Below are 24,661 nucleotides of genomic sequence, written 5' to 3'. Positions count from 1 at the left end.
ACCGTCTTTCTGAAAGGTGGGCGCTTCATGCTATTTGCTAAAGCGGGGTTGTAACTCTGCTAATTTCTGGTATTCGTATTCTGTTTGCTTGGCAATAATTCCAAGAAACGTAATGACTACGCGCATAGCTTATTTTTCTCATTGTGAAGTTTAGATGGCTTACTGTGGGTCAAAATAAGGCAGTCCTTGCTCATCCCACAAGGCAGGAAGCGATCGCTTCTCGTCATCTTCATTCGCTGTGAACCACTTAAAGTTCTCACCATCCGGGTCAGGTTGAGGCTGAATTCGAGGATAATGAATTGGCTGATCGAACCCTTTTGCAGCTTGCCGAAACGCTTTAATGAAGCGAACTGCCTCAAAATTGCGCTCGGCTCCTTCACTGTAGACACGACCTACTTCGTCCTGAAAGTTCTGAATACAGTTTTTGGCATCTTGTGGAATAGGATTTTCGCTGGGAATGAGTGATTCATAGTAAGTTCGCCACTGTTCTCCCTTGCGTAGGTCCGTCTTCTCCCAGTTGATCGCAAGTTGAACGCTGCCAAAGCCAAGAGGTTTGCCACCGCCTAAGCGATGATAATGATCGTCCGGTAATTGCAACAACCACAGTAAAGCTCCTAGCTCTACATCCGATACATTAATGACATCGATCTCAAATGTGAACTTTGTATTGGGTTTAACCCAGGCTTGAATTGAACGGTTTTGGCTATCCCGTTGCTCATTTCCTTCCTTCTGAGGGCGGCGATACTCCTGGTAGTAACCGTTAATCGAGGCACTGGTGCGATCGTTCATCGCATTTTCCCAGTAATCCTGATTGTGAGCGATCGCTTTGTGGTGCGGGTAGATTTTCCGCCCTCGTAACCCCTGATTCTGGGATTGATAGCCTTCTTGCTTAGCTGTGCCATCCGGTAAAGGTTCTCCGTTAGCATTGCTAGAAACATAGAAGCGGGACTGCTGAGGTTTTGGCTCTCCCAGAATGGTTAAAGGTAAACCAGGATTTTCTTTGGGATTACTTGTGAAAGACTCGACTGCATTCTTTGTGCAACATTGTACAGAGTGAATTCTCAATTGACCTCGATATGATCCCTTGCCGTTTTGATTGACCCAACCGAAAACGCGATCGGCAGGAGAGAGTTCATCGATTTTTTTACTAGGTTTAAGTGAATCAGCCAAGAGCGATTCGGGCGTTGACTTAAAAAACTGACGGGACACCATTACAGGTAACAATGCCATAATTTTGCCCTGTTGAATCTGGGCGTAGCAAAACGTGCCGTGCCTCAAATGGTGTGTACCTTGAGTGTAGATATGTCGCGACCAACCTGTTTGTCCAGGTTCATGCCCCAGATAAGCATTATAAGCATTGCGAGGAGGTTGTTCTTGCTGACGTTCTGCGAGTTCATTCGTATGTATCTCTTGATAGTTAGTGATGAGCTTTTCCCAGGTGTCTAAATCCGCTTGAGTGATTGGATAAGTTTCTTCCTCATTTCGCTCAAAAAAGATACGTTCGTAGCACTTCTCATTGCAGTTTGGTCCTGTAATACAAGCCCATCCTTTGTACCAGTTTTGTTTGTCTTCTGGCTCATTGAGCCGAAATGCAACCACTTTAGAGCGGTTTCCATTCAGACGAATCCAGATTTTTTCACTGTGTCTTGGCAACCGATTTTCTGGGTATCTATTCTCTCTTGCAATTTCTGATGCCCCCTTATCAATTGGTGCAATTTCATTCTCGTTATACTTCTTGTAACAGGGAAGTTTTGCCATTCGCATCACTCGTAAAAATAGTGTTCCATCTGATCTTCTCTGCGTCACTATTGCTGGAACAATTCTAGGTGTTGGTTCCATCCGATAAACCAACTCTTCGTCATGACTACTGAATACAGAGAATCGCGAATTAGTGATTGCTTCGTAGGCTGCACGCAGCGAACCCTTGATTGAAGTCGGAGGCAGATAAGGTTGTCCCTTACTTAAGCGAATAGGATAAGTTTTATGATCACTTTCTTGCCATTTCTGAGCTTGAGATGCGTCAGGAATGAGTAGCGGGGTGCTTGTGGTTAAATTAACGCAAATCCGACCGCTCCAATGGTTGCTTAAATAGCTGCCGTGCCCGAAGGGGCGGCGATCGCCCAACTCGCCTTCAACAGATTGGCGGGGTAGAACTGGAACAAAGTTGTATGGATTATGAAAATAGCCTGTTTCTGAGTTGCGATCGTTTCGTTCACGCTGCGGTTGTGATCGATTGGGATGACGGGATGAGTTCTGATTTCTTACATCGCTTGTGCGCTGAGAAGCATTAGCACGATCGCGTCTAAGTATCGGTCTATCTACCATTCTTTTTCTCCTGCTTCAATGGCATGGGTTCTAATGCGAGTAAACGTTCTTCAGAAACAGCAACGTTGCCATATTCATCGCAAACCGCAAGATATTCCTTCACTGTGAGTTGCACTTGCTGATGCGCGACAATTCCCGCTAAAGGAACATCAAATTTTCCGATGCGGGCAGCGGCTAGACTACTCCAACCTTCAGAGTGTGACGTATCAGTTCCTTCTCCCCACAGAACGTAGGTTTGCTCAAGAACATCGATCGCCTTAAGTTTCTCAGCATTTGAAATATCGGGCGTACTACACTCCCAAAGCAGTACGCCAGTTCCTATCCCCATGGTTTGATTCAGCCAGCGCAGTTCGTAGTGCTGATTAAAAAACCGAGCTTCAAAAATACGATCGGACTGCTCTAACGTAATTTCACCGGAAGAATCGCTTAACTTGCCATCGCTCAACCGAGCAAACCTACAACTCTCTAGGGAGTAGAGCAGTGCTGTAGCCTCAGTCAAATGCTGTGAGCATTGCACCAAGGCATCGCGTAATTTCACCTCTGGATAGGTGAAACTGCATAAAGTTATTCTAGGCTCAAGCTCGCTCATTGCTGTTTCCTGTTCGATATGATGTTGTCCAATCTCGCCACGCGCGATTTAGCTCTGTTAACATAGGCTCTAAGTCTTGCAGATTTCCTTGCTGGAGGGTTAGAGAGCTTTGCAGGTCAGAATTGAGTATGTCTAGACCTCTCAGAGTGATGCTGTTGACCCCGATCGCGCCCATCCCTCGATTCACGCCATACCCCAATGGGATACGGTTCTGACTCAAATCGCGCAATACCAGTAGGAGTAGAGCAATACAGGATTTCTGTAGATTCTTGCTTTTTATCCGCTGGAGATGAACCTGTAAACGAATTGGATGCCACTTCACCTGCATCGGTTCTAATGTGCTGTAGAGGAAGTTCTTGGCTGCACCCCCTGTCCAGCGATCGATCGCAACATGAAAAGCTTGCTGAGTGTGCGGAAGTCCAGCGCTAGTTAATGAAGCAATCAGTTCTTTTGACTCTTTCGCGGTTTGTACTTCTTCCCATTGCGGCATCAACAATTCGTGATCCGCATAACAATCATCAACTGCTAATGCGCCGATTTGTCCACATTGCTGCTTGTTTTCTGTTTTTGCTGCTGCGCCAAATAGATTATTAATGAGTGGGAGATCAAGCTGGTGAAGAAAGGCTTTTTTCGAGTCGGCTGGTTCTGGGAGTTGAATCGAACAAACAGTGCGAACAATGCGTTCCGCTTGAGTGCGGAATGCTCCCTTAATCGAACTTCCAGGCAACACAAAGGCAATGTGATTGTCAACCGCACTCATCAAGGGTAAAACATCCACCGCAATTCCCTCCTGCTCTGCTTTGACCATCAGTGGAGCAGTCGGGTACCAATCAATCTCAATTTCGAGGGGTTGATCGTGTCGCCGTTTCAGACTGTCATTCCACGAGAAAACAGATGAATGTTTCGTTTCTCCTTTCAACAGACTCAAAATTCCCTCACGGGACTGAAGGTTTGTTTCTTGGACAGACAGATTTTGCAGCGTGACGGCTCCTAGTCCTCGTGTTTTAGCGGCTCCTAGTCGCAGTTCTCCCTCGGTTAGAGCTTGTAATAGTTCCGCCCACAGTAGGCGTATCGGTTCCCAATCAATGACAGGATTTCGCTCGATCGTAATATTGAGTTGAATGGTTGTACCTTTCGGGAGGATAGCGCGATCGAACTTAATACACTCTGCCGCACTGCCATACAGTCGATCGATTCCTACACCATCGCGCAATTCTGCCTGAACCTCGCCTTGAATGGCTGCATCCTCAACAATCACCCAACTTGCATATCCATCGTCATCTTTGGATGTCTTACTACGACCCAAACGCGCACCCCAAAGCAATGCTGTATTCGTTTCGTCAATTTCTTCCATCCAGGCTCTCAGTGCCCCTGTTAAGCTGGTTCCAGGAACATAGTGTTGACCTACGCCATTAACGGCTAAGGTCAAATCAATTAAAGGGTCATTCCCTACGCTGCCAATATGTATCGGACTCTGTGCCACCAGAGTGCCATTGATTTTATAGCGAGTATGAATCTTACGGGACATGGCTTGCTCCTGCGGTGACGGCGGTTAATTTGTTCGGAGTCTCTTCCAAATCTCGCTTATGGGCACGAATACAAGCATCAACTAATACCTGTACTGCTTCTGACCAAAGTTCTCCCTTCAGGTCGGGTTCACCATTCTGGGTTAGGATAAGCTCTTGGAGCATTGGCATATTTAAGGCTGCGAGGGCTTGACTGATGTGTTGCCACACGATTTGTGAATTTGTTACTAATTGCTCGATCTTGTTCAGTCCGTCGCTAGTTTTGCTCCATTTGTCGCTTTTCTTCTCTCGAATCTTCACAATCCAGCGTACTACCGCATTTTCATCACTAGGCGATCGCAGTTGAGCAAGTCTCGATCGCAGTCCTCCAAGTTGACTCATGCTTGGCGCTCCTTGCGGTTGGCTTGTTTCGTCGTTCACCATCCGAATGCCTAAAATCTTTTCACGAGAATCGCGAGTTGATGCTAAGAACAATGCTGCTCTGCGAATTGCTTCACGCCATGCAACCGTTTCAAGCAGGTGAGCATAATCAAAAACTGAATCATGCTCAGATAGTTTGTCCATCAATTTCGCGGGAACAACCTCTTTTGATTCCTGATTTTCCTTCTTCTCAGGCACTTCTATCTTCTGAGTGAGTAGTGGAGGATTAAAGCAGAGTTGCCCGTATCCTTCTGCTCGTCTTTCTCCGATGCCAGATAGCTCAAGTTGCTTAAGTCGTTCTTCATCAATTTTTCCTTCTACTGTAAATACAACACAGCTTCCAGCAGCCAGACCCACTAGGGACGGACGGGGTAAGCTCCAACGCACCTGCCAAGATTCGACCCGATTCGATCGTAGCATCGCTGAAAGGTATTCCTCGCATGGACGAAGTTCTAGCTTGATTGAATTATTAGTGGGTGGATTTCCCGAATTCAGTTCCTCTTGAAGCTTTTTCTTAAAGTCCTCTAATGATGTTGTAGGACGCAATCTTGCATCTCGAATGAGAACATCAGAAAGAAGCCAGACGGTTAGTTCCTGATCAACTGATGGACTTTCGACGGATTGATCGATCGCGGTTGCCGTCAATGCTATTGCACCATAATCATCTTTCTTAGATTGACCGACACGATAGTTCCCGGTTAGTTTCTTCCACCAATCGACTTGCTGTTCATTTAGAGCATCGTAGATCGGTTGTCGCATTCTAAGCTCTGCATGAAGTACCGTTTTTGCCGCGATCGCTTCATAGCTATAAACTCCGCCCACATCGCTGGTCGGTCGTTGCACATCATCTTGAATCGTATTATGAGTCCCAACTAATGTCTCTACAGTTTGATAGGGCGATTGAGAAGCAAGATCTGGAACAATGTAACCTTTTCGATATCCCTTTAGTTGTGCTGATGGCTCTGCTTCCTGAAGACGGTTGTACACTTTTCCACCCTTTGTAAAACCGCTGCTAAGCTTTTCATAGAACAAGCAAGCAGGGACAGGTTTTCCAGCTTGACCTGTAATGTCGATCGTGGCATTCGTCACCAGAAAATCACCTTGCCCAACGGCTTCGCCTAAGTCTACATTTAGCGATCGTAATTGCTTCAGGATCAATCTCAATAGATGCGTACCGGGAATGTAATCTAAGGTTTCGACGACGTTGCCAATTGTACGAGCAGGAATTACGATCGGTGTTAAAGCTTCAAGCGTTAGGTGAATTCTCTTCCAGTTGTCGCTTGTTGTACTGGGCGAGTTTGAGGATTGTGGGTCTGATTCGTTCTCAATTAGCGGTTTAGGAGGGATAGCAGTGTTGAGAACATCCCAATCGATATTAGGCGCATCGTTCAACCAAGTTAGCTGAAACTGGCATTTGCCCGCACCACGACGACGTTTACCACCGAGTCGCTCTACTAACTTCGCTCCAGCTGCTAAAAGAACGCAAGCGACCTGTTGTTCTGAACGATCGAACGGTAGGTTGAGTTCACATTCGGATTCAAGTACGGTTCCCATTCGGACAACTTCTTCAAACCGTAGAAAGTCCTCTACAGCACAACCATTGTTTGCGTCGGTACTAATTCCAGGTTTAATGAAGGTAAGTGCATTCTTTAGAGCAGCATGACGCTGTTTTAGCAACGTTTTTAATGATTCAGGCAGAAAAGCTGGACGAATTGAAAGCGCAGCATGACGAGGAGCGATCGTTAAAGGAGACTGCGCGAGTGCAGGCTGTTCACCAAATAAATAGTCAACCCACTGGCTCCAAGTGATAGAAGAACGATCGCTTGATTCTTCATCTAATCCGGCTACAATCAGTTCGCAAGCATCCCGCCAAATGCCAGTGAGTGTTTTGGCAGGAATGTAGGGGAGTTCATCTGGATCACGCTGAATCAAACGATCAATTTCACCGCGTCGTCCTGCTCCACTTCCCACGTGCCAATCACTCAACATCGCGACCGTTAATTGAAATTTCATCTAGCAATCCTCATCTTGGTTAGGGTTTGCAGTGGCTACAAAATCAGCCGCATCTAGGGCATCTAACAGTCCTGTGTTACGGTAACTGGTGTTTTGGGTGAACAGAGATTCTGGATCGCCTTCTAGAGCGCGAATATCGATCGGAGATTCTGGATCGATATAGCGCGATCGCATCAGCCGAAAGCGGGCATCAGCAAGATTTGCACCAAGTAACAGAGCATTGCGGAGGTCGTGCATTTGACTATTCGGAAGCTTACGTCGTCCATTCTCATCGGTAGCCAGTAGTGCCTGAATTCGTCGCTTCAGATGGCTCCAATGGTGTTGGTTCGCCCAAGTTTTCATCGCGTTAGCAACATTCAATTGCTCTAGTGGAGTAACAACATAGGGCGCAATGTAGAGATAAGTCGATGTTTCTGGCTCTAGGCGCTTGCGAATACGGGATAGTTCTACGCCGCTCGAATCATACAGCACATGGAAATCTAGGGCAGAACAAGGGTAGGGAATGCGACGTGACCCAACTTCATGAGTCAAGTTCTGTTTAACAGTCTTAGCGGATTGCATCAAGTCTTCAGATAGCTCGTAGGCGACTGAGAAGGGGAAGTGCGGTTTGATGATGGCAACTCCTGCACAGGCTGACATTCGATCGACCCCTAATGCGACTTTTGCGACTTCTGCAACAGTGCCATCGTAATGTTCTGAATCTCGTTTTGTCGTTTCTGCTTCAAACGCTCTTAGAAATTGCTCAGTGAAGGGCAAGGCAAATTGACCATCGCAAACAATGGTAAGGTCATCCCCACCGAGTACGAGTGGAACGATCGGCAAAAGCGATTCATTGTTCAGTTTGAGCGATCGTATTGCAGTAATAAATGCCCGTTCTGTACAGACATCGAGTGCCAGAGAGAAGCGACGCAAGCAGTCAACATAAGTGCGATTATCTTGCCGTAAATCGCCAGTTACCTTGCCAAGTGTCTCTAGATGCTGACCAAACTTGAGAAAAATTTCACCTAAACCATTGCCATCCGCATGAATCACAGAGCGCCACTGGCTTAATCGTTCAGACGTGTCACTCTCATCGTTTAGCTCTTGGTCTAAAACCTTGATACTACGAGCAAAATTCTTTTTGATTTCATTGCGATCCAAGAGTCTTTGGATGCGGTGAATGTTGCTATCGTATTGGTTACGCTTTTTATGAGCAACCATTGATCGCAGTACTGATCCTCCTGGAGCGTTAGGATCAACGATCGCTGCAGGCAGTCCGCTGGTTGCACACTCCGCTACTACAGGTAGCCGCAGGAAACGAAGATTTTGGGAAGGTTTGCGCGATCGAGCTTTCACAAATTTTTGATGCACGATTTCGACAACCTCATATAGAGGGTCATGCTCCCAGTCAAATTTGTGAAACACACCGAAAAGGTCAAGTCCTGGTGCTTCTTTCAGTGCGCGTAGAGATACCGATTGAATAATCGCTTTCGCGGTTTGCTCATCTTTAGTAATGATCAATGCTTTGCCTGAAGCTGCCACAATGATTTCTGCTGTTCGACCATGCTGAGGGCTATCGATCGCTGGATTCTGGTTTTGATCTATTAATTTTCGGCGTAGTTCACTCTCTTGCAGTTCTGCTTGCCAAACTCTTAGTAGTGGACTGCCGCCATTTTCAGCAACCGCTTCAAGTATCCAGCTTGTACCTGCTTGAAACGTTAACTCAGATGCGCCAACATTCTCCCGGAGCTTGTTGGTGGAAAAAATATAGTCTTGGTTGCCTGATGTTTCGATTAAAACGAGAAACATGATAGATGAGGGTTAAGGTAAGTTAGGCAGAGTTAGCCTTGATTCACAATCCGTTTTGCTGGCTTAATTGGAGCGATCGACGGAGAACCTAAGATGACTTTGATCGGGTTGAGCGATCCCACGATTTTGCCACTTGGATCAGCTTTTGCTGGAGTATATTGCAGTGGGCGAACTGTTGTGATGCACGCTAACACGGTTCCTACCGAAGCGTGAGCGGTCATGCCTGTGTAATCAGCAATCACATCCGATTCTTGCCAGCCTTTGGGCAATCGATCGCGATAAATTCCGTCGATGCAGTCCCGGAAGATGAGCGGATTGTAGATGTCATTAATCACGATCGGTTCATCTGGGCAAATTTCATAGAATTGTTGACGCAACTTCTGCGCTTGCTCTAACGTTTTGCTGGAGCAGATCAGCCAGCAGCATTTGAGCGTGGGTAGATGGAAGCGAATCGCAGTCTCGCAAGCTTCCGGGTTGCTGACGAGCAAGATTAGTCCGGGATATTTGCGATCGAGTTGTCGCTGCCGCACTTCAAAGGGAATGTCGATTGCAAGACGAGAAACGCGCCGAATTCCCCATCCGACGACAAGCACCGCCGCTACCAGAATGAGGAACGCGATCGCTGAAATTCTTGCTAACTCAGGAGTAGTCGTGCCGAATTCGTTTTTGCAAATGTCGTAAATCGCATTCCCAAAGATGGACAGAGAGAGCGATCCGACTAGGAACGGCAAGATCGTTTCGGGGCTGAACACAATCTTGATGGCTTGAGTGAGGGTGTTTCGCATGACGCTCCGAATTTCAACACCTACTGTTTTACAACGCGCTTGGAAAAGGGGGCTTCCAAGCAGAGCGCAGATTTGATTTGACAGCAAACCTTAAGCAAGAAACCGGAGCGAAGAGGTGTAATCTCGCACCAACAAATTGCTTTACTTATTGCCTTTTGCTACCAAATACTCTCCTTATAACCACGTACCGGATCATTTTACGGCAATTCTTCAGATTTTCTTTCCATGTAGGAGTTGAAAGCCATGATCGATCGGCAAGCGTTTTTATCATTGGAAAACTTCTGGTGCGCCTGGGACAAGGTGAGAGCGAATCATGGCTGTGCTGGAGTGGATGGCGAAACAGTGGAAGCGTTTGAGCGAAATGCCGATCGCAATTTGACGACGCTACGCCGCCAACTTGAAAACGGAACGTATCAGCCTATGCCGCTGCGATCGCTGAAAATTCCCAAGAAGCCGCGTCCAAAACTGGGGGAACTGCTCAGAATCGAATGGCGTGAGTTAGCCGTGCCGACGGTACGGGACAGGATTGTGCAACAGGCATTGCTAAATCTGTTACATCCGATTCTGGAACCTCAATTTGAGGACAGCAGCTTTGCCTATCGACCTGGGCGATCTCATAAAAGTGCGGTGCGGCAGGTAGAACAATGGCGGCAGCAGGGGTATGACTGGGTACTTGATGCGGATGTGGTGAAGTATTTCGATAATATTCAGCATTCTCGATTGAGGGCTGAACTGCAAGAGCGAGTTCATGATCCCGCGATCGGGAAGCTGGTGGAGCGATGGATTAAAAGCGGGGTGACGACTGAAGCGGGCGTGATTTTGCCGTCAAAAGGGATTCCGCAGGGATCGGTAGTCAGTCCGATTCTGGCAAATGTGTACTTGGATGATTTTAATGAAGCGATTTCGGCGGCTGGATTGAAGCTAGTCCGGTTTGCGGATGATTTTTTGGTATTGGCGCAAAGCAGATCGCAAATTGAACAGGCGCAAACGGTAGTGGACTGCCTACTCGATCGTATGGGATTAGAACTGCATCCAGACAAGACCCGAATTACCAATTTTCAGCAGGGCTTTCACTTTCTAGGGCATACCTTTGTGCGGTCGCTGACGATCGAGGATGAGCGCGAAAGGGCAACGGTTCAACAGGCAGAGCGGATTAAGGAAGAATCCCCGCTTTTGAGCTACAGCGATCCACCTGCACAGACAACGCAAATACAACAGGCATTACTGGAGGCAATTCGGGCTTCAAAGAAGCCGATTCCACCACCGCTCTATGTGGTGATGGGCTATCGGGTGCGCGATGAACAGGCGGTGTCGATCGAATCAAAAGAGTGGAGTTGGAAGAACGGGATGTCTACGTTATATCTGGTACGCCAAGGAACTGTGTTACGGAAGGATCATGGGCGGTTTGTCGTCGAAGGCGGACGATTTGAAGAAGAAAGCTCGAAACAGGGCAAAGGGAAGCTGAAGGACTCAGAAACCCAAGCCCGATCCACGCTGTTGGAGATTCCGATTCAAGAAGTGGGGCGCGTTCTGGTGTTTGGGAATGTGCAGATTAGCACGAGTGCCCTGTCGGTTTGTTTGGAACAGCAAATCCCAGTGGTGTTTATGACTCAGGGGGGTGAGTATAAGGGGCATTTGTGGAGCAGTGAGTTTTGCGACTTGCCAACGGAGGCGGCTCAGTTTGGGCGACGGCACGATCGAGCATTTCAGCAGGCGATGGCGCGGGATGTGCTGCATGGGAAGCTGACCAACTCGCGACATCTGTTGATGAGACTCAATCGTAAGCGGAAGATAGATGGGTTGACGGCAAAGATTCACCGGATTGATCAGCATATCGCGGCGCTGCGTCAAGCGACTGATCTGGATGTGATGCGTGGACATGAGGGGGCGGCGGCTCGGCTGTATTTTGAGGCGTTGGGGCAGTTGATGACGAATCCGGGGTTTAGCTTTACGGGGCGGAATCGTCGCCCTCCGAAAGATCCCGTGAATAGTTTGTTGAGTTTTGGTTATACGCTGCTGTTTAATAATGTGCTGAGTTTGATTTTGGCGGAAGGACTGAATCCGTATCTGGGAAATTTACATCGATCGGAGCGGAAGGAACCGCATCTGGTGTTTGATCTGATGGAAGAGTGGCGATCGCCGATCGTTGACAGTTTGGTGATGACGTTGGTGAATAAGAAGATTCTGCGACCGACGGATTTTACGTTTCCGACTGCGGAAGGGGGAGTTTATCTGAACGACACGGCTCGGAGGGTGTTTCTGAAATATTTTGAGGATCGGATTTCTGAGGAGACTGCTCATCCTGCGGTGCAGCAACCTGTGTCGTATCGTCGATCGATTCAATTGCAAATTCAGCAGTACAAACGGTGCTTGCAGGACTCTCAGCCTTATCAACCTTTTATTCGAGCGACTTAGCGATGCTGGTTTTGGTTGTTTATGATGTTCCGGATGACAAACGCCGCCAGAAGTTAGCCACTTTTTTGGAGGGGTATGGCAGGCGGGTGCAATTAAGTGTGTTTGAGTGTTTTATTTCGTTGTCTGAGATGAAGCAGTTGCACGATCGAGTGAAGCGACGGGTGAAGCCTGCGGAGGATAACGTGCGGTTTTACTGGATTGCGGCGGATTGTTTGCCGAAAACGCTGACGATCGGGAGCGATCCACCGGAGCCGACTCCTTCGGTTTATATTGTTTAGCGATCGTAGGGGTAGCGGAGCGAGTGACGGGGCATCGGCAGGATTGCTCTCAACTTGATGCGCTGCCTGTTTGTTTTTCTATGAAATGGGAATTGACTTTTCTGGGAAAATCGGTATCAATTAGAACTGGAGATGGGGAATGTCCTATCTCGATCGAACCTTGAAAACCGCATAATTTCGTTGACCTGCGTCGATGCCTGGTTCAGTGGGCATTTCGGACGCTGAAAATCTATTTTTTGTTTGTCAGAAAATCTGATTTTCACTTGAAAAATAACCAGCGTCGATTTTTGTCTAGGAAACCATGCCTAGCTTATGTTTCGGACGGCGCTCTTTCAAAACCTCTTCCCCGCAAGGGGACTGAAACGATAAAGTAGTGCAGCACGTCCATTGCTTGAACTGCATCTTTCAAAACCTCTTCCCCGCAAGGGGACTGAAACGCGAACGGTAGTTAATTTTTGGCGTGTGGTTCGACACACTTTCAAAACCTCTTCCCCGCAAGGGGACTGAAACCGTTTTAAGATGCGGAAACTCATCTCTTAGCAGCTTTCAAAACCTCTTCCCCGCAAGGGGACTGAAACCGATGTATTTGTGTATGAGCTCAAGATACCCGCCTTTCAAAACCTCTTCCCCGCAAGGGGACTGAAACAATCGCCGCTGCCGCAATCTCTTTGTTTCCTTTAGTGGCTTTCAAAACCTCTTCCCCGCAAGGGGACTGAAACGAAATCGCAGAACGCTTCAATGCTCGAACTGCAAATCGTTCTTTCAAAACCTCTTCCCCGCAAGGGGACTGAAACCTCAAACTCATCATCCCAATAAAACGCTGTCATCATTCTTTCAAAACCTCTTCCCCGCAAGGGGACTGAAACGATTCAGTAGCGTCTCAATGTGATTTGCTTACTCTGCTTTCAAAACCTCTTCCCCGCAAGGGGACTGAAACACTATTAAATTACCTGTAGGAATTTATACTGCCAACTTTCAAAACCTCTTCCCCGCAAGGGGACTGAAACGGAGTTGAATTTGAAGTGAATCCGGTATCGTTAGAGCTTTCAAAACCTCTTCCCCGCAAGGGGACTGAAACCGCACAACACGGAGAAGTATTATGCAAACACTGTCGCAAACCGCTTTCAAAACCTCTTCCCCGCAAGGGGACTGAAACTAATATGGTTGTTTCCTAGGGCTTGAGGTTGGTTTACTGGTCTTTCAAAACCTCTTCCCCGCAAGGGGACTGAAACTGCTCCTCCGTTGAATCCTTTACCGACTCCTCCAACTCCTTTCAAAACCTCTTCCCCGCAAGGGGACTGAAACAGTTAGGAGCCGCCAATCTAGACCAGAAAGCCGATGAGATTCTTTCAAAACCTCTTCCCCGCAAGGGGACTGAAACTGCCAGTGAACCGTTGCGCCTCCGGTTTTCTCATCGCCTTTCAAAACCTCTTCCCCGCAAGGGGACTGAAACCTTCCTCGATCGTATCCGAAGTCATGAGGATAAACGGCTTTCAAAACCTCTTCCCCGCAAGGGGACTGAAACAGTTGAGTATTTGTTCCAGAGATTCGTACTTCTGCTTCTTTCAAAACCTCTTCCCCGCAAGGGGACTGAAACGTGTAGGGAGTCATATCAACTTGATTACTACCCGCTTTCAAAACCTCTTCCCCGCAAGGGGACTGAAACACTGATACGCCAAATTCAAATCAGCAATCAGAACGTTCTTTCAAAACCTCTTCCCCGCAAGGGGACTGAAACGGGATGGCTGTTGGATTAGTTCAAGGGATGGGTAGGGCTTTCAAAACCTCTTCCCCGCAAGGGGACTGAAACTCTTGAGCATCGAACTCTTTGCGAGATTTGACTAACCTTTCAAAACCTCTTCCCCGCAAGGGGACTGAAACTGTTAATCGATCGTGTTTCAAACAAACCTGATGGCGTTGGACTTTCAAAACCTCTTCCCCGCAAGGGGACTGAAACTAGTAACTGTTTAACTATCCCGGTTTTTCCAATCCTTTCAAAACCTCTTCCCCGCAAGGGGACTGAAACCAACGTCACCTGCATTTGTAAGATACTAATGATTGCAAACTTTCAAAACCTCTTCCCCGCAAGGGGACTGAAACATCTGGCTGATCTAACGTGTCGAACTTCATCAATCATCTTTCAAAACCTCTTCCCCGCAAGGGGACTGAAACAGATACCGTAAACCCCAGAGTTATTATCACCTCGCTTTCAAAACCTCTTCCCCGCAAGGGGACTGAAACATTAACCGTTGCCAGAAAAGTTTAGTGATGGATTCTTTCAAAACCTCTTCCCCGCAAGGGGACTGAAACCCTCTAATCCCGCCTGAGCTTTGAGGTAAAGCAGATCTTTCAAAACCTCTTCCCCGCAAGGGGACTGAAACAATTTACTATAAACTACACATAGATTATACCCAATAGCTTTCAAAACCTCTTCCCCGCAAGGGGACTGAAACCCAATCCGAGTAGTGTTGAAGCCTAATATTGCCCCTTTCAAAACCTCTTCCCCGCAAGGGGACTGAAACACGTTTACGTTCAACCGCATCGCACGTCATCGCCACAAGCTTTCAAAACCTCTTCCCCGCAAGGGGACTGAAACACCGATTCGCTACTCAAAGATCCGGACTTAGTATATTCTTTCAAAACCTCTTCCCCGCAAGGGGACTGAAACCTCACCAATCCTCCAGCGGGAGCCACTAGCGTTTATCTTCTTTCAAAACCTCTTCCCCGCAAGGGGACTGAAACAGTATTGGAGCGAGTTCACCGTTCACTCGATCGAGACTCTTTCAAAACCTCTTCCCCGCAAGGGGACTGAAACCTCCACGTTTAGCTTGCCGACTGGATCGAACAGCAGATCTTTCAAAACCTCTTCCCCGCAAGGGGACTGAAACTCGATTAATGGAACTCGCACGAGAGCTTTCGTCACAGTCTTTCAAAACCTCTTCCCCGCAAGGGGACTGAAACATCCGGTCATTTGAGCAATTAACTCAGCGGTCTTTGCTTTCAAAACCTCTTCCCCGCAAGGGGACTGAAACCTTGTCTGCCAAAGTATCAGCCTTGACTTGGTTGAATCCTTCCTTTCAAAACCTCTTCCCCGCAAGGGGACTGAAACTTCGAGTGCTGCAATTTGCGCCTGAGACTGCTGCAACATCTTTCAAAACCTCTTCCCCGCAAGGGGACTGAAACTTTTATAGATATCGGTGAGAATTTGAACGAGTTGCGCTTTCAAAACCTCTTCCCCGCAAGGGGACTGAAACAAATTTTGCTCTTTGACTGGCGCACGGCTGGTCTGTCGTCTTTCAAAACCTCTTCCCCGCAAGGGGACTGAAACATAGTCCATCCACTCTCCATCAATGTTGATTTGCACAATGTCGTCTTTCAAAACCTCTTCCCCGCAAGGGGACTGAAACATCGAGGAGAGGACTATAGTGATGTCGATTTTTGGTAAACCTTTCAAAACCTCTTCCCCGCAAGGGGACTGAAACAACAACGATGCGTACAGGGCGAACGATTTGAAACGGTAACCTTTCAAAACCTCTTCCCCGCAAGGGGACTGAAACCTAACCGAGCTACCTTTGGGTCTGATGTTGGATAGGATTAATGCTTTCAAAACCTCTTCCCCGCAAGGGGACTGAAACTTGAGATAGATGTCCTCGATCGAGCCATACTTCTCAATCTTTCAAAACCTCTTCCCCGCAAGGGGACTGAAACCTCGATTCGCTGCCACAAACCCGAATCGCCGTAAGCTTTCAAAACCTCTTCCCCGCAAGGGGACTGAAACGTTTCCCGTTCTGAGTTGAAGTTGTTGAAGCAATTTACTCTTTCAAAACCTCTTCCCCGCAAGGGGACTGAAACAAAGTGATTTCTTCTGAAAGAGTACCAGCCATCCAAGCTTCTTTCAAAACCTCTTCCCCGCAAGGGGACTGAAACGTTTTCCCGAAGACACAGACCTGCGAGGTCTGAGTATGACTTTCAAAACCTCTTCCCCGCAAGGGGACTGAAACATTGAAGGGTCAAAATTCGCAATAACTTCAGCGTTAGCAAAGCCTTTCAAAACCTCTTCCCCGCAAGGGGACTGAAACTTGGTCAAATTCCGTATCCACAAGGTAGTCATCGCCACTTTCAAAACCTCTTCCCCGCAAGGGGACTGAAACGTCCCAAATGGCGTACTCTGTGTCGCCCGTGTTAACATTCTTTCAAAACCTCTTCCCCGCAAGGGGACTGAAACCTCAGTTTACCCTCGCGCTCACGTTGGAAAACTTCCCGCCTTTCAAAACCTCTTCCCCGCAAGGGGACTGAAACTCGGACGGATTTTGTCCTCTGGGATACCCATCCTGCGGCTTTCAAAACCTCTTCCCCGCAAGGGGACTGAAACTTCCTCGGTGGGAAAGGATGAAATGATTTTCCCCGCAGTAAATGCCCTTTCAAAACCTCTTCCCCGCAAGGGGACTGAAACTTAGCCAGCTGCTGAATTTCACTTCCAACGGGACAATCAACCTTTCAAAACCTCTTCCCCGCAAGGGGACTGAAACTTCCCGTATCTGCAACAATCGCGACTACTGATCCTAAACACCTTTCAAAACCTCTTCCCCGCAAGGGGACTGAAACACGTTTACCGCTTTTCCGTCCCACTGCGCACCAATATTGGCTTTCAAAACCTCTTCCCCGCAAGGGGACTGAAACGCTCATTTGAGTGATGAGGCAACCGAACCACGCTTTCAAAACCTCTTCCCCGCAAGGGGACTGAAACTCCAACTGAACAACCGCCGTAGCAGCCGCGCCTGAACCGGACTTTCAAAACCTCTTCCCCGCAAGGGGACTGAAACATAATCCGATGCATCTCATCCGTATCCATTCCCAAGGCTTTCAAAACCTCTTCCCCGCAAGGGGACTGAAACCTGAATTTCCCAGACAGTGAACCGCATATGCCAAAAGGGCTTCTTTCAAAACCTCTTCCCCGCAAGGGGACTGAAACCTGAATTTCCCAGACAGTGAACCGCATATGCCAAAAGGGCTTCTTTCAAAACCTCTTCCCAGCAATTCTCATTATGACTTTTGACTATCCAAAGCCATGAGAACGCGGTAGGGTAAAAGAGTCAAAAGCCCCTTCAGTGAGTCGAAAACGTTGACCCCGACCCGCAAGTTTGACGGCATCATTGGGTTCTTTCGCGACGTGCTGCAAACGTTACCGGACAAGCGCACGGGAAAGAACACGTGGTACAGCATGGAAGACGCAGCATTAAGCGCGTTCAGCGTGTTCTTTACGCAAAGCCCGTCGTTCTTGTCGTATCAGCGGACGATGGCAGACACAAAAGGAAAAAGCAACGCCCAGAGCTTGTTTGGGGTACATCAAATCCCGTGCGACAACCAAATTCGGGAGTTGCTGGATGGGGTGGAACCGCAATGCGTTTTTCCAGTGTTTGAGGAAATTCTGCGGGTGCTGGACGAAACCGAACACTTGAACGAGTTGCGGGCGGTTCAGGACACCCTGTTGGTCGCAATGGATGGGGTGGAGTACTTCAGTTCCCACACGATTGCGTGTCCTCAGTGTTCGACGCAAACGGCGAAAGATGGGACAGTGCGGTACTTCCACGCTGCGGTCACGCCCGTCGTCGTTAGTCCAGGACATTCGACGGTGCTGCCGTTAGCGCCGGAGTTCATCGTGCCGCAAGATGGACACCACAAGCAGGATTGTGAGATCGCAGCGGCAAAACGCTGGTTGACCCAATATGCCGAGACGTATCGTTCGCATCGAATCACGGTCTTGGGCGATGACCTCTACTGTCACGAACCGTTCGCTCAGGATCTGTTGCGCGAGTCGTTTCATTTCATTCTGGTCTGCCGTCCCGACTCGCACAAAACCCTGTATGAGCATTTGGAGGGCATTGCCTTGCCTACGGTCGAGCGCAACCGCTGGACTGGAAAAACCGAGGAAACTTATACCTATCGCTATCTCAATCAAGTGCCGTTGCGCGACGACGATGAGGCGCTGTTGGTCAACTGGTGCGAACTGACGATCACTCGTGCTGACGGCAAGCAACTCTACAAAAATGCCTTTGCCACGGATCATCTCATCACTGACGAAACAGTCGAAGCAATCGTTGAATCGGGTCGCACTCGTTGGAAAGTAGAAAACGAAAATAACAACACCCTTAAAACCAAGGGCTACAACCTAGAACACAATTTTGGGCATGGCAAACAGCATCTTGCCTCACTGCTGGCGACTTTCAATCTCTTGTCGCTGCTGTTTCATACGCTGCTGGACTTACTCGATGACAAGTACCGCTTGTTACGGCAACATTTGCCCACGCGCAAAACGTTCTTCGACGATCTGCGTGCCTTAACTCGCTACTTATTGTTCGAGAATTGGGATCATTTGCTGACCTTTATGATTGAAGGACTGGAGTTAGAAGTCCCGCCCAACTCCAGTTGATTTTTCATAATGAGAATTGCTGACCTCTTCCCCGCAAGGGGACTGAAACGATGAAGTGTGCTTGCCTCCCCATCTTCTTACGGGGTTAGGTGAGAGTGGGGAGTTAAACGCTCTCCTCGACCCAATCAGACCGTGCCTTACCGAACACTTCTAGCGTTGGCTCACAAGGCTTCAATCTTGACCTTACCGCCCTCAATGTTATCGACCTGTAACCGATATCTGTAAAGCAGCGCCATTCCTAGTAGAGGCTCCGTTTCTGATTCTGCAATATCAATCTCTTGGTACTGCCCATCCCAAATCACAGTCCCAGTGTACAAATCAAAATAAGTTTCACTGCCATCACCCAGCGTGACAAAATCAGAACCACTCCAAGGTAAATTCAATGCAGTGATGATTGTAGAGGGCAAAGATAAAAATCCATTGAACCCAGTATCAATCACCGCATCGATCGCTTGCAGTTGCCGATTTGAGTTACCAACTACAATCGTTAGAGTGGCTTCACGCCGCAAATTTACAACCCCTTCCATCATGGATTTTTCTTCAGACTCCGTGCCCCGAAATGATAAACGGCGCGATGTCCAATGCGAATGATCCAAGGTTGGGCATCGGGGTGACGTTCAAAGAGTCGATTCGTTGCAGGCACAACGTTTTCATCGACTTCAAACTCTCCAGTTTCAATGTCGATCGCCACTATTTTTCCTTCATTTCCGGCTTCGACTTGCTGCCGAATGCCAGACTCATAGAGTTCTTGCCCACGTTGAGCTAACTCCTCCTTGCTGTACCGTCGTTGGCGAACTGTCATATAATTTATCCACATTTTGACCTTTTCTCCCATTCTAGCCTGGAGAGTTAATCGGGATTAGCTCCGGTCATCAGAGTTTGTGTTTCCAAACCCGCACCTCGCAGAGAAGCACGGCTGAAGTCGGCTTCGGTAAAACCGCCCCACATCCGCCAACACGCAGGCTATGCGTCAGCTTAACGCTCCCGACCTTTCACTCACACTCTTCGCGTTTGACCTATGCCCCGCCGCCCCACTACCCAAAAACCGCTTCTCACTTGGTCAACCAACACCGAACTCATCGGCATTACCCTCACCCTGCGCCCCACCTCAAACTTCCAAGCCCCCACCCACTACACCACCGAACTCCATTCCTGGTTCCTCAACCAAATCCGCCACATCGACCCCACTCTCTCCGCCTATCTCCACGATGGACAATCCGAAAAAGCCTTTACCCTGTCAGGCTTGAGCGGCGACATCACCCCCCAAGCTCGTTCTCTACACTTCCACCCCGATCGCACCTATCAATGGTCGATCGCTGCCCTCTCCAAAGCCGTCTGTCAGGGCTTACAAAAATGGCTAATCAATCCCCCCAAACTCATGCAGTTACGAAGCGGCGAGTTCTCGATCGAGCAATGGCAAATCAGCTTACCCGCCACCACCTACGAAACCCTTTGGGAAACCGCCAACTCAACCTCCAGCCAATTGTGCTTAACCTTCACCACGCCCACCAGCTTCCGCAAACGCAGCAACCACATGCCCCTCCCCATTCCTGAAAATGTCTTTCAGAGCTATTTCCGTCGCTGGAACGACTTCGCCCACCTCGAATTTGAGCAAAGCGACTTTCTGAACTGGGTCAACGATTGTGTAGTCATTTTGCGACACGATATTCGATCTCAGAAAACCCAAGCAGGCAAACAAGGCTCCGTCACAGGCTTTACAGGAGCCGTTCAATTTGGGCTAACCTCCAAAGCCAAAACCGAACCAGAATACGTGCAACTGGTTCATGCGTTAATTGCCTGCGCCCCCTACTTTGCCACCGGACACAAAGTCACCTTTGGCTTAGGGCAAACGCAACTCGGTTGGCAGACCTCCCCAACGGCTCAAGCTCCAGAGAACCCAATCACCCGCGATCGCCCAGACCTTTCTGAACAACTCCAGGAGAATTCTGAACATCTGCGCCACCAACGACAACAAGAACTCAAACACTTCTTCTTCAACCGTAAGAAGCGCAAAGGCGGCGATCGAGCGGAAAAAGCTGCTGACCTTTGGGCAACCATCATCGCTTATCAAGAATTTGGAGCCAGTCTCAAAGACATCGCCTCTCACCTTGAGATGTCGTATGACACCGTAAAACACTATGCTAACCGCGCCCGTCGAGAACTCAATGATGCTTGACAAGCTCTAGCAGATACAAAGATTAGCTTGCTCAATCTGCTAAATCCTACTGCTGATTCGGACGCACCCACAAGGTACAGAATCCAGACTTTACTTTCTGCTCCCCAACTTTCAGCACAACACCGAGCTTCTTAGCTTGATCTTCACAGGCAAATCGCCCTTGCCAGTTCCGAGTCAGAAACGCTTGATTCCAAGTCATCAGATTTTTAGCAAATTGCCCCTCTCGGCTCATTGCCCACTTCAGTGTGTTCGCTTCTTCCAGGGTCAGTTGGCGTTTCCCCGAAGGGTCAGCTTCGACCTGCGATCGCTGCCACTGCGCGTACATCCACCCAGCACCCCCTCCGACTCCTGCGGCAACAGTAAGAATCACTGCGGCAACGATCGTCGAAGCTGCGCTCAACTGGTGCATAAATTGATTGATCGCGGTTTTACGAATCAACGCCTGGACAGTTTGCGCGATCGCAGTTTTCTGTGCCTCTAGCGCTGTTCGTTCGTACTCTTTCAGCCCCTCGCGATAATTTGCCACCTGTCGATAAGTCTCATCCCGCCATTGCTCAAACAGAGCATTCAAGTCTTTCGGTTTCTCTTCCAGTAATGCTTGCAGTCGTCCCGTTGCTGCCATCAAAATGAATGCCGGATCATCTGAATCAAGATTGTACTGCATCAGTACTTCCAACACTTTCGCTTTGACATAATCCGGCTCACCCATCAGCAAATGATCCAAAGCGGAATGAGTACTTATAGATAATTTAGATGGATTGGCGCGAGGTGGAGTTGCAATAATCTCGTCATCGAGCAGCAATTCTTCATTCGGTGACGGTTGGCGAACCATAGCTAGTTTCTGATTACTTAAATTTACTTGGTGCAAAGCCTTTTGTAGCAGGTTTTTTCGACTGTGCTTTCTCCTGAAGTTGAACTGCTTGCAGTCGCTTCTGTGTTTCTGATTGAGTCGGGGTGTTGTCCCAAGTCTGAGTCGAATCAATTGCCTGAGCAAAGTGCTTCAGAAAGGTCGCAATCCGCTGCCGCTCCAGAAGATGAAATTGATCCGAAGGTGCAATGGCTTTCGCCAATGTCCAGCCTAAACTTTCCCAACGATCGCGCTCATATGGTGGAAACTTTGGAAAATCGATTACCTTGACTTGAGGCGATTCAAAGACTGATTGCCAGGGTTTACCTGCTGCTGATTTTGCTGTTTCGAGCGTACTGGTAAATTCTCGCCATTGCCGATCGGTCGCAAGATGCAGGTTGCGAACAAACACATGTGTCACCCGATCAGCGTAGCGTGAGTAATCATCTAGGGATTGCTCAAACAGTGTTAAAGTTTGTGGGCTTGGATTACACAAAAACCATTTGACTAATCGAATCGCTTCACTCTCTTGTGTTAGCTCTAGCAATCCAGTTCTCTTAAACCAGTCTGAAACAAAACGATGGGAACCTGCTGGTAAATTCACAACGGGGATCAAACTCTGTTCAACAGCATTCCAGATTCGATCGAGATCCTGATACTCAATTTCGCTGAGGATGAGCGCGATCGCATCCGCATAAAACTTCTTGACATTGTAGTGATGCGCTTCATCCGCATCAAATAGCTGAACTGGATACTGATGGACTTGGCTGTAGTGTGCCATTGCACAAGTAAACAGTGATTTGCCTCGTCCACCCCCTGAGCCATCGACGAGATGAATTGTGGGTTGCATAGTCCTGTCCTCAATCAAGCGGTGTGTTGAAGATGACGTGAGCAAGCATATTGAAACAATGCCCATACGTCCGAAAGTCGATGCCCATAATTGCCGCTGTCCACAGTTTCAGGCACTTCGATGCCAGCATGAAATGAAATGTGGTCGCCAAAGAAATCGACTAAATCGGGTGCAATTAAATTCGTGGTTCCACCCGCGAAGATCCATTCATCAATTGGGTCTGGAACAGCTTCCTGTAACCACGACAGAAGTGCCTGAATGTAATCGGCTTTAGCTTGCTGGGTCGCTTCTAACAATTGTTGGATCTCTTCGTCTCGATAATGAGTCGATCGTGCGATCGCGTTAGATGCCCTTTCATCCTTCGAGGCAATCCACTGCACAACAGCAGGCAATAATCGCTCTGATGTCTGCCCGCTCGTTTGTTGCTCAATTTGCTCTAAACATCGAATGAAACCAAGGTTCGAGGATTTGAAGACTGATACCATGCCTTGATTGAAGGTGATGACGCTTGCGTTTCGGTGTCCAATCATTGCGATCGCAATTTGTCGCATGGCAAAATCACCATTCACAGCATTCGCATAATGAATCGCAATTCCGGCTCCTTCCGGCTGACAGTCAAATTGGATGAGTTTGACCTCCATAACACCCGTCGCCGTCTCGAATTGATTCAGTGCAATCTGAAGTTGACGTTCAACGCGATCGCGATCCGCATACTCATTCGGCGGCAATACACAAGATAACGAAAGCTCAAATTGCTGAGGTAACTGCAATCGCTGCTGAATGATCCAAATTGCTGCCAAAGTCTTAAAAATCGCCCGCTCGAACTTAGGTTGATTCAAACCCGCATGGGCATGAAACCGCTTGGCAAAGTGTCCGACTGCCCAGCAATCCTGACCCAACTTCACCCAGGCGCGGTTCTCTGGGCGAACCGCAACAATTTGAGCCTGACTGCAATCCAACCTGGTAGAAGACACTTGGATCGCTTCAGGAGCCATCACTAGGCTGGCTGGCGTTTGCAATTGTTCAGGTAGGGCATAGATGACCTTTGTTGCAGAGCCACCGAAATCGATCGCAGCAACTAATCGATGAGGCTGATTAACGATGCTCATAAGCTTGTTCCGATGCGTTGAAATCTGCGAAGTCAAACGGATTGAAAAGAGAGGTAGCAGTGCGGGATTCAGCGACATCGATCGCAGTCTGGTCAACCGTTGATTGACCTGTCTCCCGGTCGTAAAGCGGAATCTGTAGCTGCTGCCCATCGGGTAAACAAGCATTGACTTGTACTGCAATTAGCGTGACTTGAGCTAACAAAGCAGAGATAGACAGTCTTCCAGCATTTTGCAATGCTTCGGTTGAGGTAGAACCCCCAATGAAGGCTTGAGGCAAGTAAAATGCAGTTGCCGCATCTAGTAAAAAAGTATGAATGCTTTTGTACGGATGCTCTTTGAGATAGCGGATCAAGTACGCATACTGTGAGGTTGCAGGAACTCGCAATCGGCACGACAGTTCGACTTGCTCGATCGTGTTGCTCATGATGAATACCAGGGCAAACAACACTCTGACCTTAAAGGAAGAGCGCGGCATTTCGCCTCTGAAAAATGGCAGGAAAAGAAACGGCGATGCTCTTCTACCGCTTTGCTATTCCTGCCAAATGGCAGAGGCAACCTGTTCAGATTGCCCTGCTAAACGCCCCAAGTTGAATTTAATCTGGGGTTGAAGGTGTCTGGTCTTGCTCTAGATAAAGCGCGATGAGCTGTTCCGCCGCTGTGGGTTCGATCACTCGTAAGGCTTTGATGACGTTCGTCACTGCTTCAGCTAACGGATCGCTAATCTCATTTACCCATTGATGCACAGTAGAGCGGTTAATTCCCATTGCGATCGCTAATCGATTTTGACTAATTTCGTGTTCTGTTAGAACTTGTTTGAGGGATTGTCCTGCTTTTGCCATGTTTCCTCCTACTCACGGTAGTGCCGTTTTGCTAGATGACCGATAGAGAATGCAGCCCTTTCAACGAACTGCTCATTGAGAAAAGTTGGTTCAGCACCCTGAAATTATGAATCACTGTCTTGCAATACTGGGATGCGGTTTGAGTGCGAGCCATGCTTCAAACTCGTCGATAATTTGCATCCTTACCGTTTATGTTGTTGTTATTTTTACAAGGCGACAAGATTTCTGACCTCCTGATTTCTTCGTAAATCTGGACGTTCGCTTGGTTCAA

At 48.2% G+C, this 24,661-nt stretch carries 17 protein-coding genes and 1 CRISPR repeat array; of the genes, 4 read left to right on the top strand and 13 right to left on the bottom strand.

Translation table 11 applies throughout. The annotated features are described in order from the left end of the window. Nucleotides 1-159: 159 nt before the first annotated feature. From ACQ4M5_RS30930 to ACQ4M5_RS30905, 6 genes are read right to left on the bottom strand one after another with little or no spacing between them, the layout of a single operon-like run. Nucleotides 160-2,325 (bottom strand): TIGR03986 family type III CRISPR-associated RAMP protein, encoded by a 2,166-nt coding sequence (locus ACQ4M5_RS30930; RefSeq protein WP_430679651.1) that lies wholly within the window; start codon nucleotides 2,323-2,325, stop codon nucleotides 160-162. Next, nucleotides 2,315-2,914, bottom strand: coding sequence for a type III-D CRISPR-associated protein Csx19 (gene csx19, locus ACQ4M5_RS30925; protein ID WP_430679650.1), 600 nt, complete (start codon nucleotides 2,912-2,914; stop codon nucleotides 2,315-2,317). The genes ACQ4M5_RS30930 and csx19 overlap by 11 nt, the downstream gene beginning before the upstream one ends. Continuing rightward, on the bottom strand, nucleotides 2,901-4,442 hold the full coding sequence (locus tag ACQ4M5_RS30920; RefSeq protein WP_430679649.1) for an RAMP superfamily CRISPR-associated protein: 1,542 nt from the start codon (nucleotides 4,440-4,442) through the stop codon (nucleotides 2,901-2,903). The genes csx19 and ACQ4M5_RS30920 overlap by 14 nt, the downstream gene beginning before the upstream one ends. Further along, entirely contained in the window at nucleotides 4,432-6,873 is a 2,442-nt protein-coding gene (locus ACQ4M5_RS30915) for an RAMP superfamily CRISPR-associated protein (protein WP_430679648.1), read from the bottom strand. The genes ACQ4M5_RS30920 and ACQ4M5_RS30915 overlap by 11 nt, the downstream gene beginning before the upstream one ends. Further along, nucleotides 6,874-8,661, bottom strand: a complete 1,788-nt coding sequence (locus ACQ4M5_RS30910; protein ID WP_430679647.1) for a hypothetical protein — start codon at nucleotides 8,659-8,661, stop codon at nucleotides 6,874-6,876. 32 nt (nucleotides 8,662-8,693) lie between these two features. After that, on the bottom strand, nucleotides 8,694-9,446 hold the full coding sequence (locus ACQ4M5_RS30905) for a hypothetical protein (RefSeq protein WP_430679646.1): 753 nt from the start codon (nucleotides 9,444-9,446) through the stop codon (nucleotides 8,694-8,696). 243 nt (nucleotides 9,447-9,689) lie between these two features. Here ACQ4M5_RS30905 and cas1 point away from each other — a divergent pair, with 243 nt between their 5' ends. From cas1 to ACQ4M5_RS30890, 3 genes are all read left to right on the top strand, one after another. Further along, nucleotides 9,690-11,861, top strand: a complete 2,172-nt coding sequence (gene cas1 / locus ACQ4M5_RS30900) for a CRISPR-associated endonuclease Cas1 (protein ID WP_430679645.1) — start codon at nucleotides 9,690-9,692, stop codon at nucleotides 11,859-11,861. A 2-nt stretch (nucleotides 11,862-11,863) separates the two neighbouring features. Next, complete coding sequence (gene cas2, locus ACQ4M5_RS30895) at nucleotides 11,864-12,139, top strand: CRISPR-associated endonuclease Cas2 (protein WP_430679644.1); 276 nt, start codon at nucleotides 11,864-11,866, stop codon at nucleotides 12,137-12,139. A 329-nt stretch (nucleotides 12,140-12,468) separates the two neighbouring features. Then, nucleotides 12,469-17,111: a CRISPR direct-repeat array (repeat unit 35 nt; unit sequence CTTTCAAAACCTCTTCCCCGCAAGGGGACTGAAAC). 177 nt (nucleotides 17,112-17,288) lie between these two features. Next, complete coding sequence (locus tag ACQ4M5_RS30890; protein ID WP_430679675.1) at nucleotides 17,289-18,569, top strand: ISNCY family transposase; 1,281 nt, start codon at nucleotides 17,289-17,291, stop codon at nucleotides 18,567-18,569. 161 nt (nucleotides 18,570-18,730) lie between these two features. Here the strand turns inward: ACQ4M5_RS30890 and ACQ4M5_RS30885 are convergent, their stop codons facing one another. Continuing rightward, nucleotides 18,731-19,099: a clan AA aspartic protease gene (locus tag ACQ4M5_RS30885; RefSeq protein WP_430679643.1), complete on the bottom strand. Its 369-nt coding sequence runs from the start codon at nucleotides 19,097-19,099 to the stop codon at nucleotides 18,731-18,733. Further along, a complete protein-coding gene (locus ACQ4M5_RS30880; protein ID WP_430679642.1) occupies nucleotides 19,096-19,371 on the bottom strand; it encodes a hypothetical protein in 276 nt (91 codons plus the stop codon). Before ACQ4M5_RS30880 ends, ACQ4M5_RS30885 begins: the two co-directional genes overlap by 4 nt. Nucleotides 19,372-19,587: 216 nt before the next feature. Here ACQ4M5_RS30880 and cas6 point away from each other — a divergent pair, with 216 nt between their 5' ends. Beyond that, the gene (cas6, locus tag ACQ4M5_RS30875; RefSeq protein WP_430679641.1) at nucleotides 19,588-20,745 is read left to right on the top strand and encodes a CRISPR system precrRNA processing endoribonuclease RAMP protein Cas6; all 1,158 of its coding nucleotides are present in this window, start codon (nucleotides 19,588-19,590) and stop codon (nucleotides 20,743-20,745) included. A gap of 46 nt (nucleotides 20,746-20,791) precedes the next feature. Here cas6 and ACQ4M5_RS30870 read toward each other — a convergent pair whose 3' ends face one another. The 5 genes from ACQ4M5_RS30870 to ACQ4M5_RS30850 form a co-directional block, all read right to left on the bottom strand. Then, on the bottom strand, nucleotides 20,792-21,577 hold the full coding sequence (locus tag ACQ4M5_RS30870) for a DUF6753 family protein (RefSeq protein WP_430679640.1): 786 nt from the start codon (nucleotides 21,575-21,577) through the stop codon (nucleotides 20,792-20,794). Nucleotides 21,578-21,590: 13 nt separating this feature from the next. Beyond that, nucleotides 21,591-22,442, bottom strand: coding sequence for a hypothetical protein (locus ACQ4M5_RS30865; protein WP_430679639.1), 852 nt, complete (start codon nucleotides 22,440-22,442; stop codon nucleotides 21,591-21,593). Nucleotides 22,443-22,456: 14 nt separating this feature from the next. Beyond that, complete coding sequence (locus ACQ4M5_RS30860) at nucleotides 22,457-23,551, bottom strand: ParM/StbA family protein (protein WP_430679638.1); 1,095 nt, start codon at nucleotides 23,549-23,551, stop codon at nucleotides 22,457-22,459. Then, nucleotides 23,538-24,026 carry a hypothetical protein gene (locus tag ACQ4M5_RS30855; protein WP_430679637.1) on the bottom strand — a complete coding sequence of 163 codons (489 nt, stop codon included), beginning with the start codon at nucleotides 24,024-24,026 and terminating at the stop codon, nucleotides 23,538-23,540. The genes ACQ4M5_RS30860 and ACQ4M5_RS30855 overlap by 14 nt, the downstream gene beginning before the upstream one ends. 118 nt (nucleotides 24,027-24,144) lie before the next feature. Beyond that, a complete protein-coding gene (locus tag ACQ4M5_RS30850; RefSeq protein ID WP_430679636.1) occupies nucleotides 24,145-24,390 on the bottom strand; it encodes a helix-turn-helix domain-containing protein in 246 nt (81 codons plus the stop codon). Nucleotides 24,391-24,661: the final 271 nt, after the last annotated feature.

Origin of the sequence: Leptolyngbya sp. AN10, assembly GCF_050565645.1 — a bacterium.
GTDB lineage: Bacteria > Cyanobacteriota > Cyanobacteriia > Leptolyngbyales > Leptolyngbyaceae > Leptolyngbya.
This window is presented reverse-complemented; position numbering and strand designations above follow the sequence as displayed.

Bases quoted from the DNA above. Each gene is read 5' to 3' on its own strand.
- ACQ4M5_RS30930 (WP_430679651.1), bottom strand. From the start codon at position 2,325: ATGGTAGATAGACCGATACTTAGACGCGATCGTGCTAATGCTTCTCAG.
- csx19 (WP_430679650.1), bottom strand. From the start codon at position 2,914: ATGAGCGAGCTTGAGCCTAGAATAACTTTATGCAGTTTCACCTATCCA.
- ACQ4M5_RS30920 (WP_430679649.1), bottom strand. From the start codon at position 4,442: ATGTCCCGTAAGATTCATACTCGCTATAAAATCAATGGCACTCTGGTG.
- ACQ4M5_RS30915 (WP_430679648.1), bottom strand. From the start codon at position 6,873: ATGAAATTTCAATTAACGGTCGCGATGTTGAGTGATTGGCACGTGGGA.
- ACQ4M5_RS30910 (WP_430679647.1), bottom strand. From the start codon at position 8,661: ATGTTTCTCGTTTTAATCGAAACATCAGGCAACCAAGACTATATTTTT.
- ACQ4M5_RS30905 (WP_430679646.1), bottom strand. From the start codon at position 9,446: ATGCGAAACACCCTCACTCAAGCCATCAAGATTGTGTTCAGCCCCGAA.
- cas1 (WP_430679645.1), top strand. From the start codon at position 9,690: ATGATCGATCGGCAAGCGTTTTTATCATTGGAAAACTTCTGGTGCGCC.
- cas2 (WP_430679644.1), top strand. From the start codon at position 11,864: ATGCTGGTTTTGGTTGTTTATGATGTTCCGGATGACAAACGCCGCCAG.
- ACQ4M5_RS30885 (WP_430679643.1), bottom strand. From the start codon at position 19,099: ATGATGGAAGGGGTTGTAAATTTGCGGCGTGAAGCCACTCTAACGATT.
- ACQ4M5_RS30880 (WP_430679642.1), bottom strand. From the start codon at position 19,371: ATGACAGTTCGCCAACGACGGTACAGCAAGGAGGAGTTAGCTCAACGT.
- cas6 (WP_430679641.1), top strand. From the start codon at position 19,588: ATGCCCCGCCGCCCCACTACCCAAAAACCGCTTCTCACTTGGTCAACC.
- ACQ4M5_RS30870 (WP_430679640.1), bottom strand. From the start codon at position 21,577: ATGGTTCGCCAACCGTCACCGAATGAAGAATTGCTGCTCGATGACGAG.
- ACQ4M5_RS30865 (WP_430679639.1), bottom strand. From the start codon at position 22,442: ATGCAACCCACAATTCATCTCGTCGATGGCTCAGGGGGTGGACGAGGC.
- ACQ4M5_RS30860 (WP_430679638.1), bottom strand. From the start codon at position 23,551: ATGAGCATCGTTAATCAGCCTCATCGATTAGTTGCTGCGATCGATTTC.
- ACQ4M5_RS30855 (WP_430679637.1), bottom strand. From the start codon at position 24,026: ATGCCGCGCTCTTCCTTTAAGGTCAGAGTGTTGTTTGCCCTGGTATTC.
- ACQ4M5_RS30850 (WP_430679636.1), bottom strand. From the start codon at position 24,390: ATGGCAAAAGCAGGACAATCCCTCAAACAAGTTCTAACAGAACACGAA.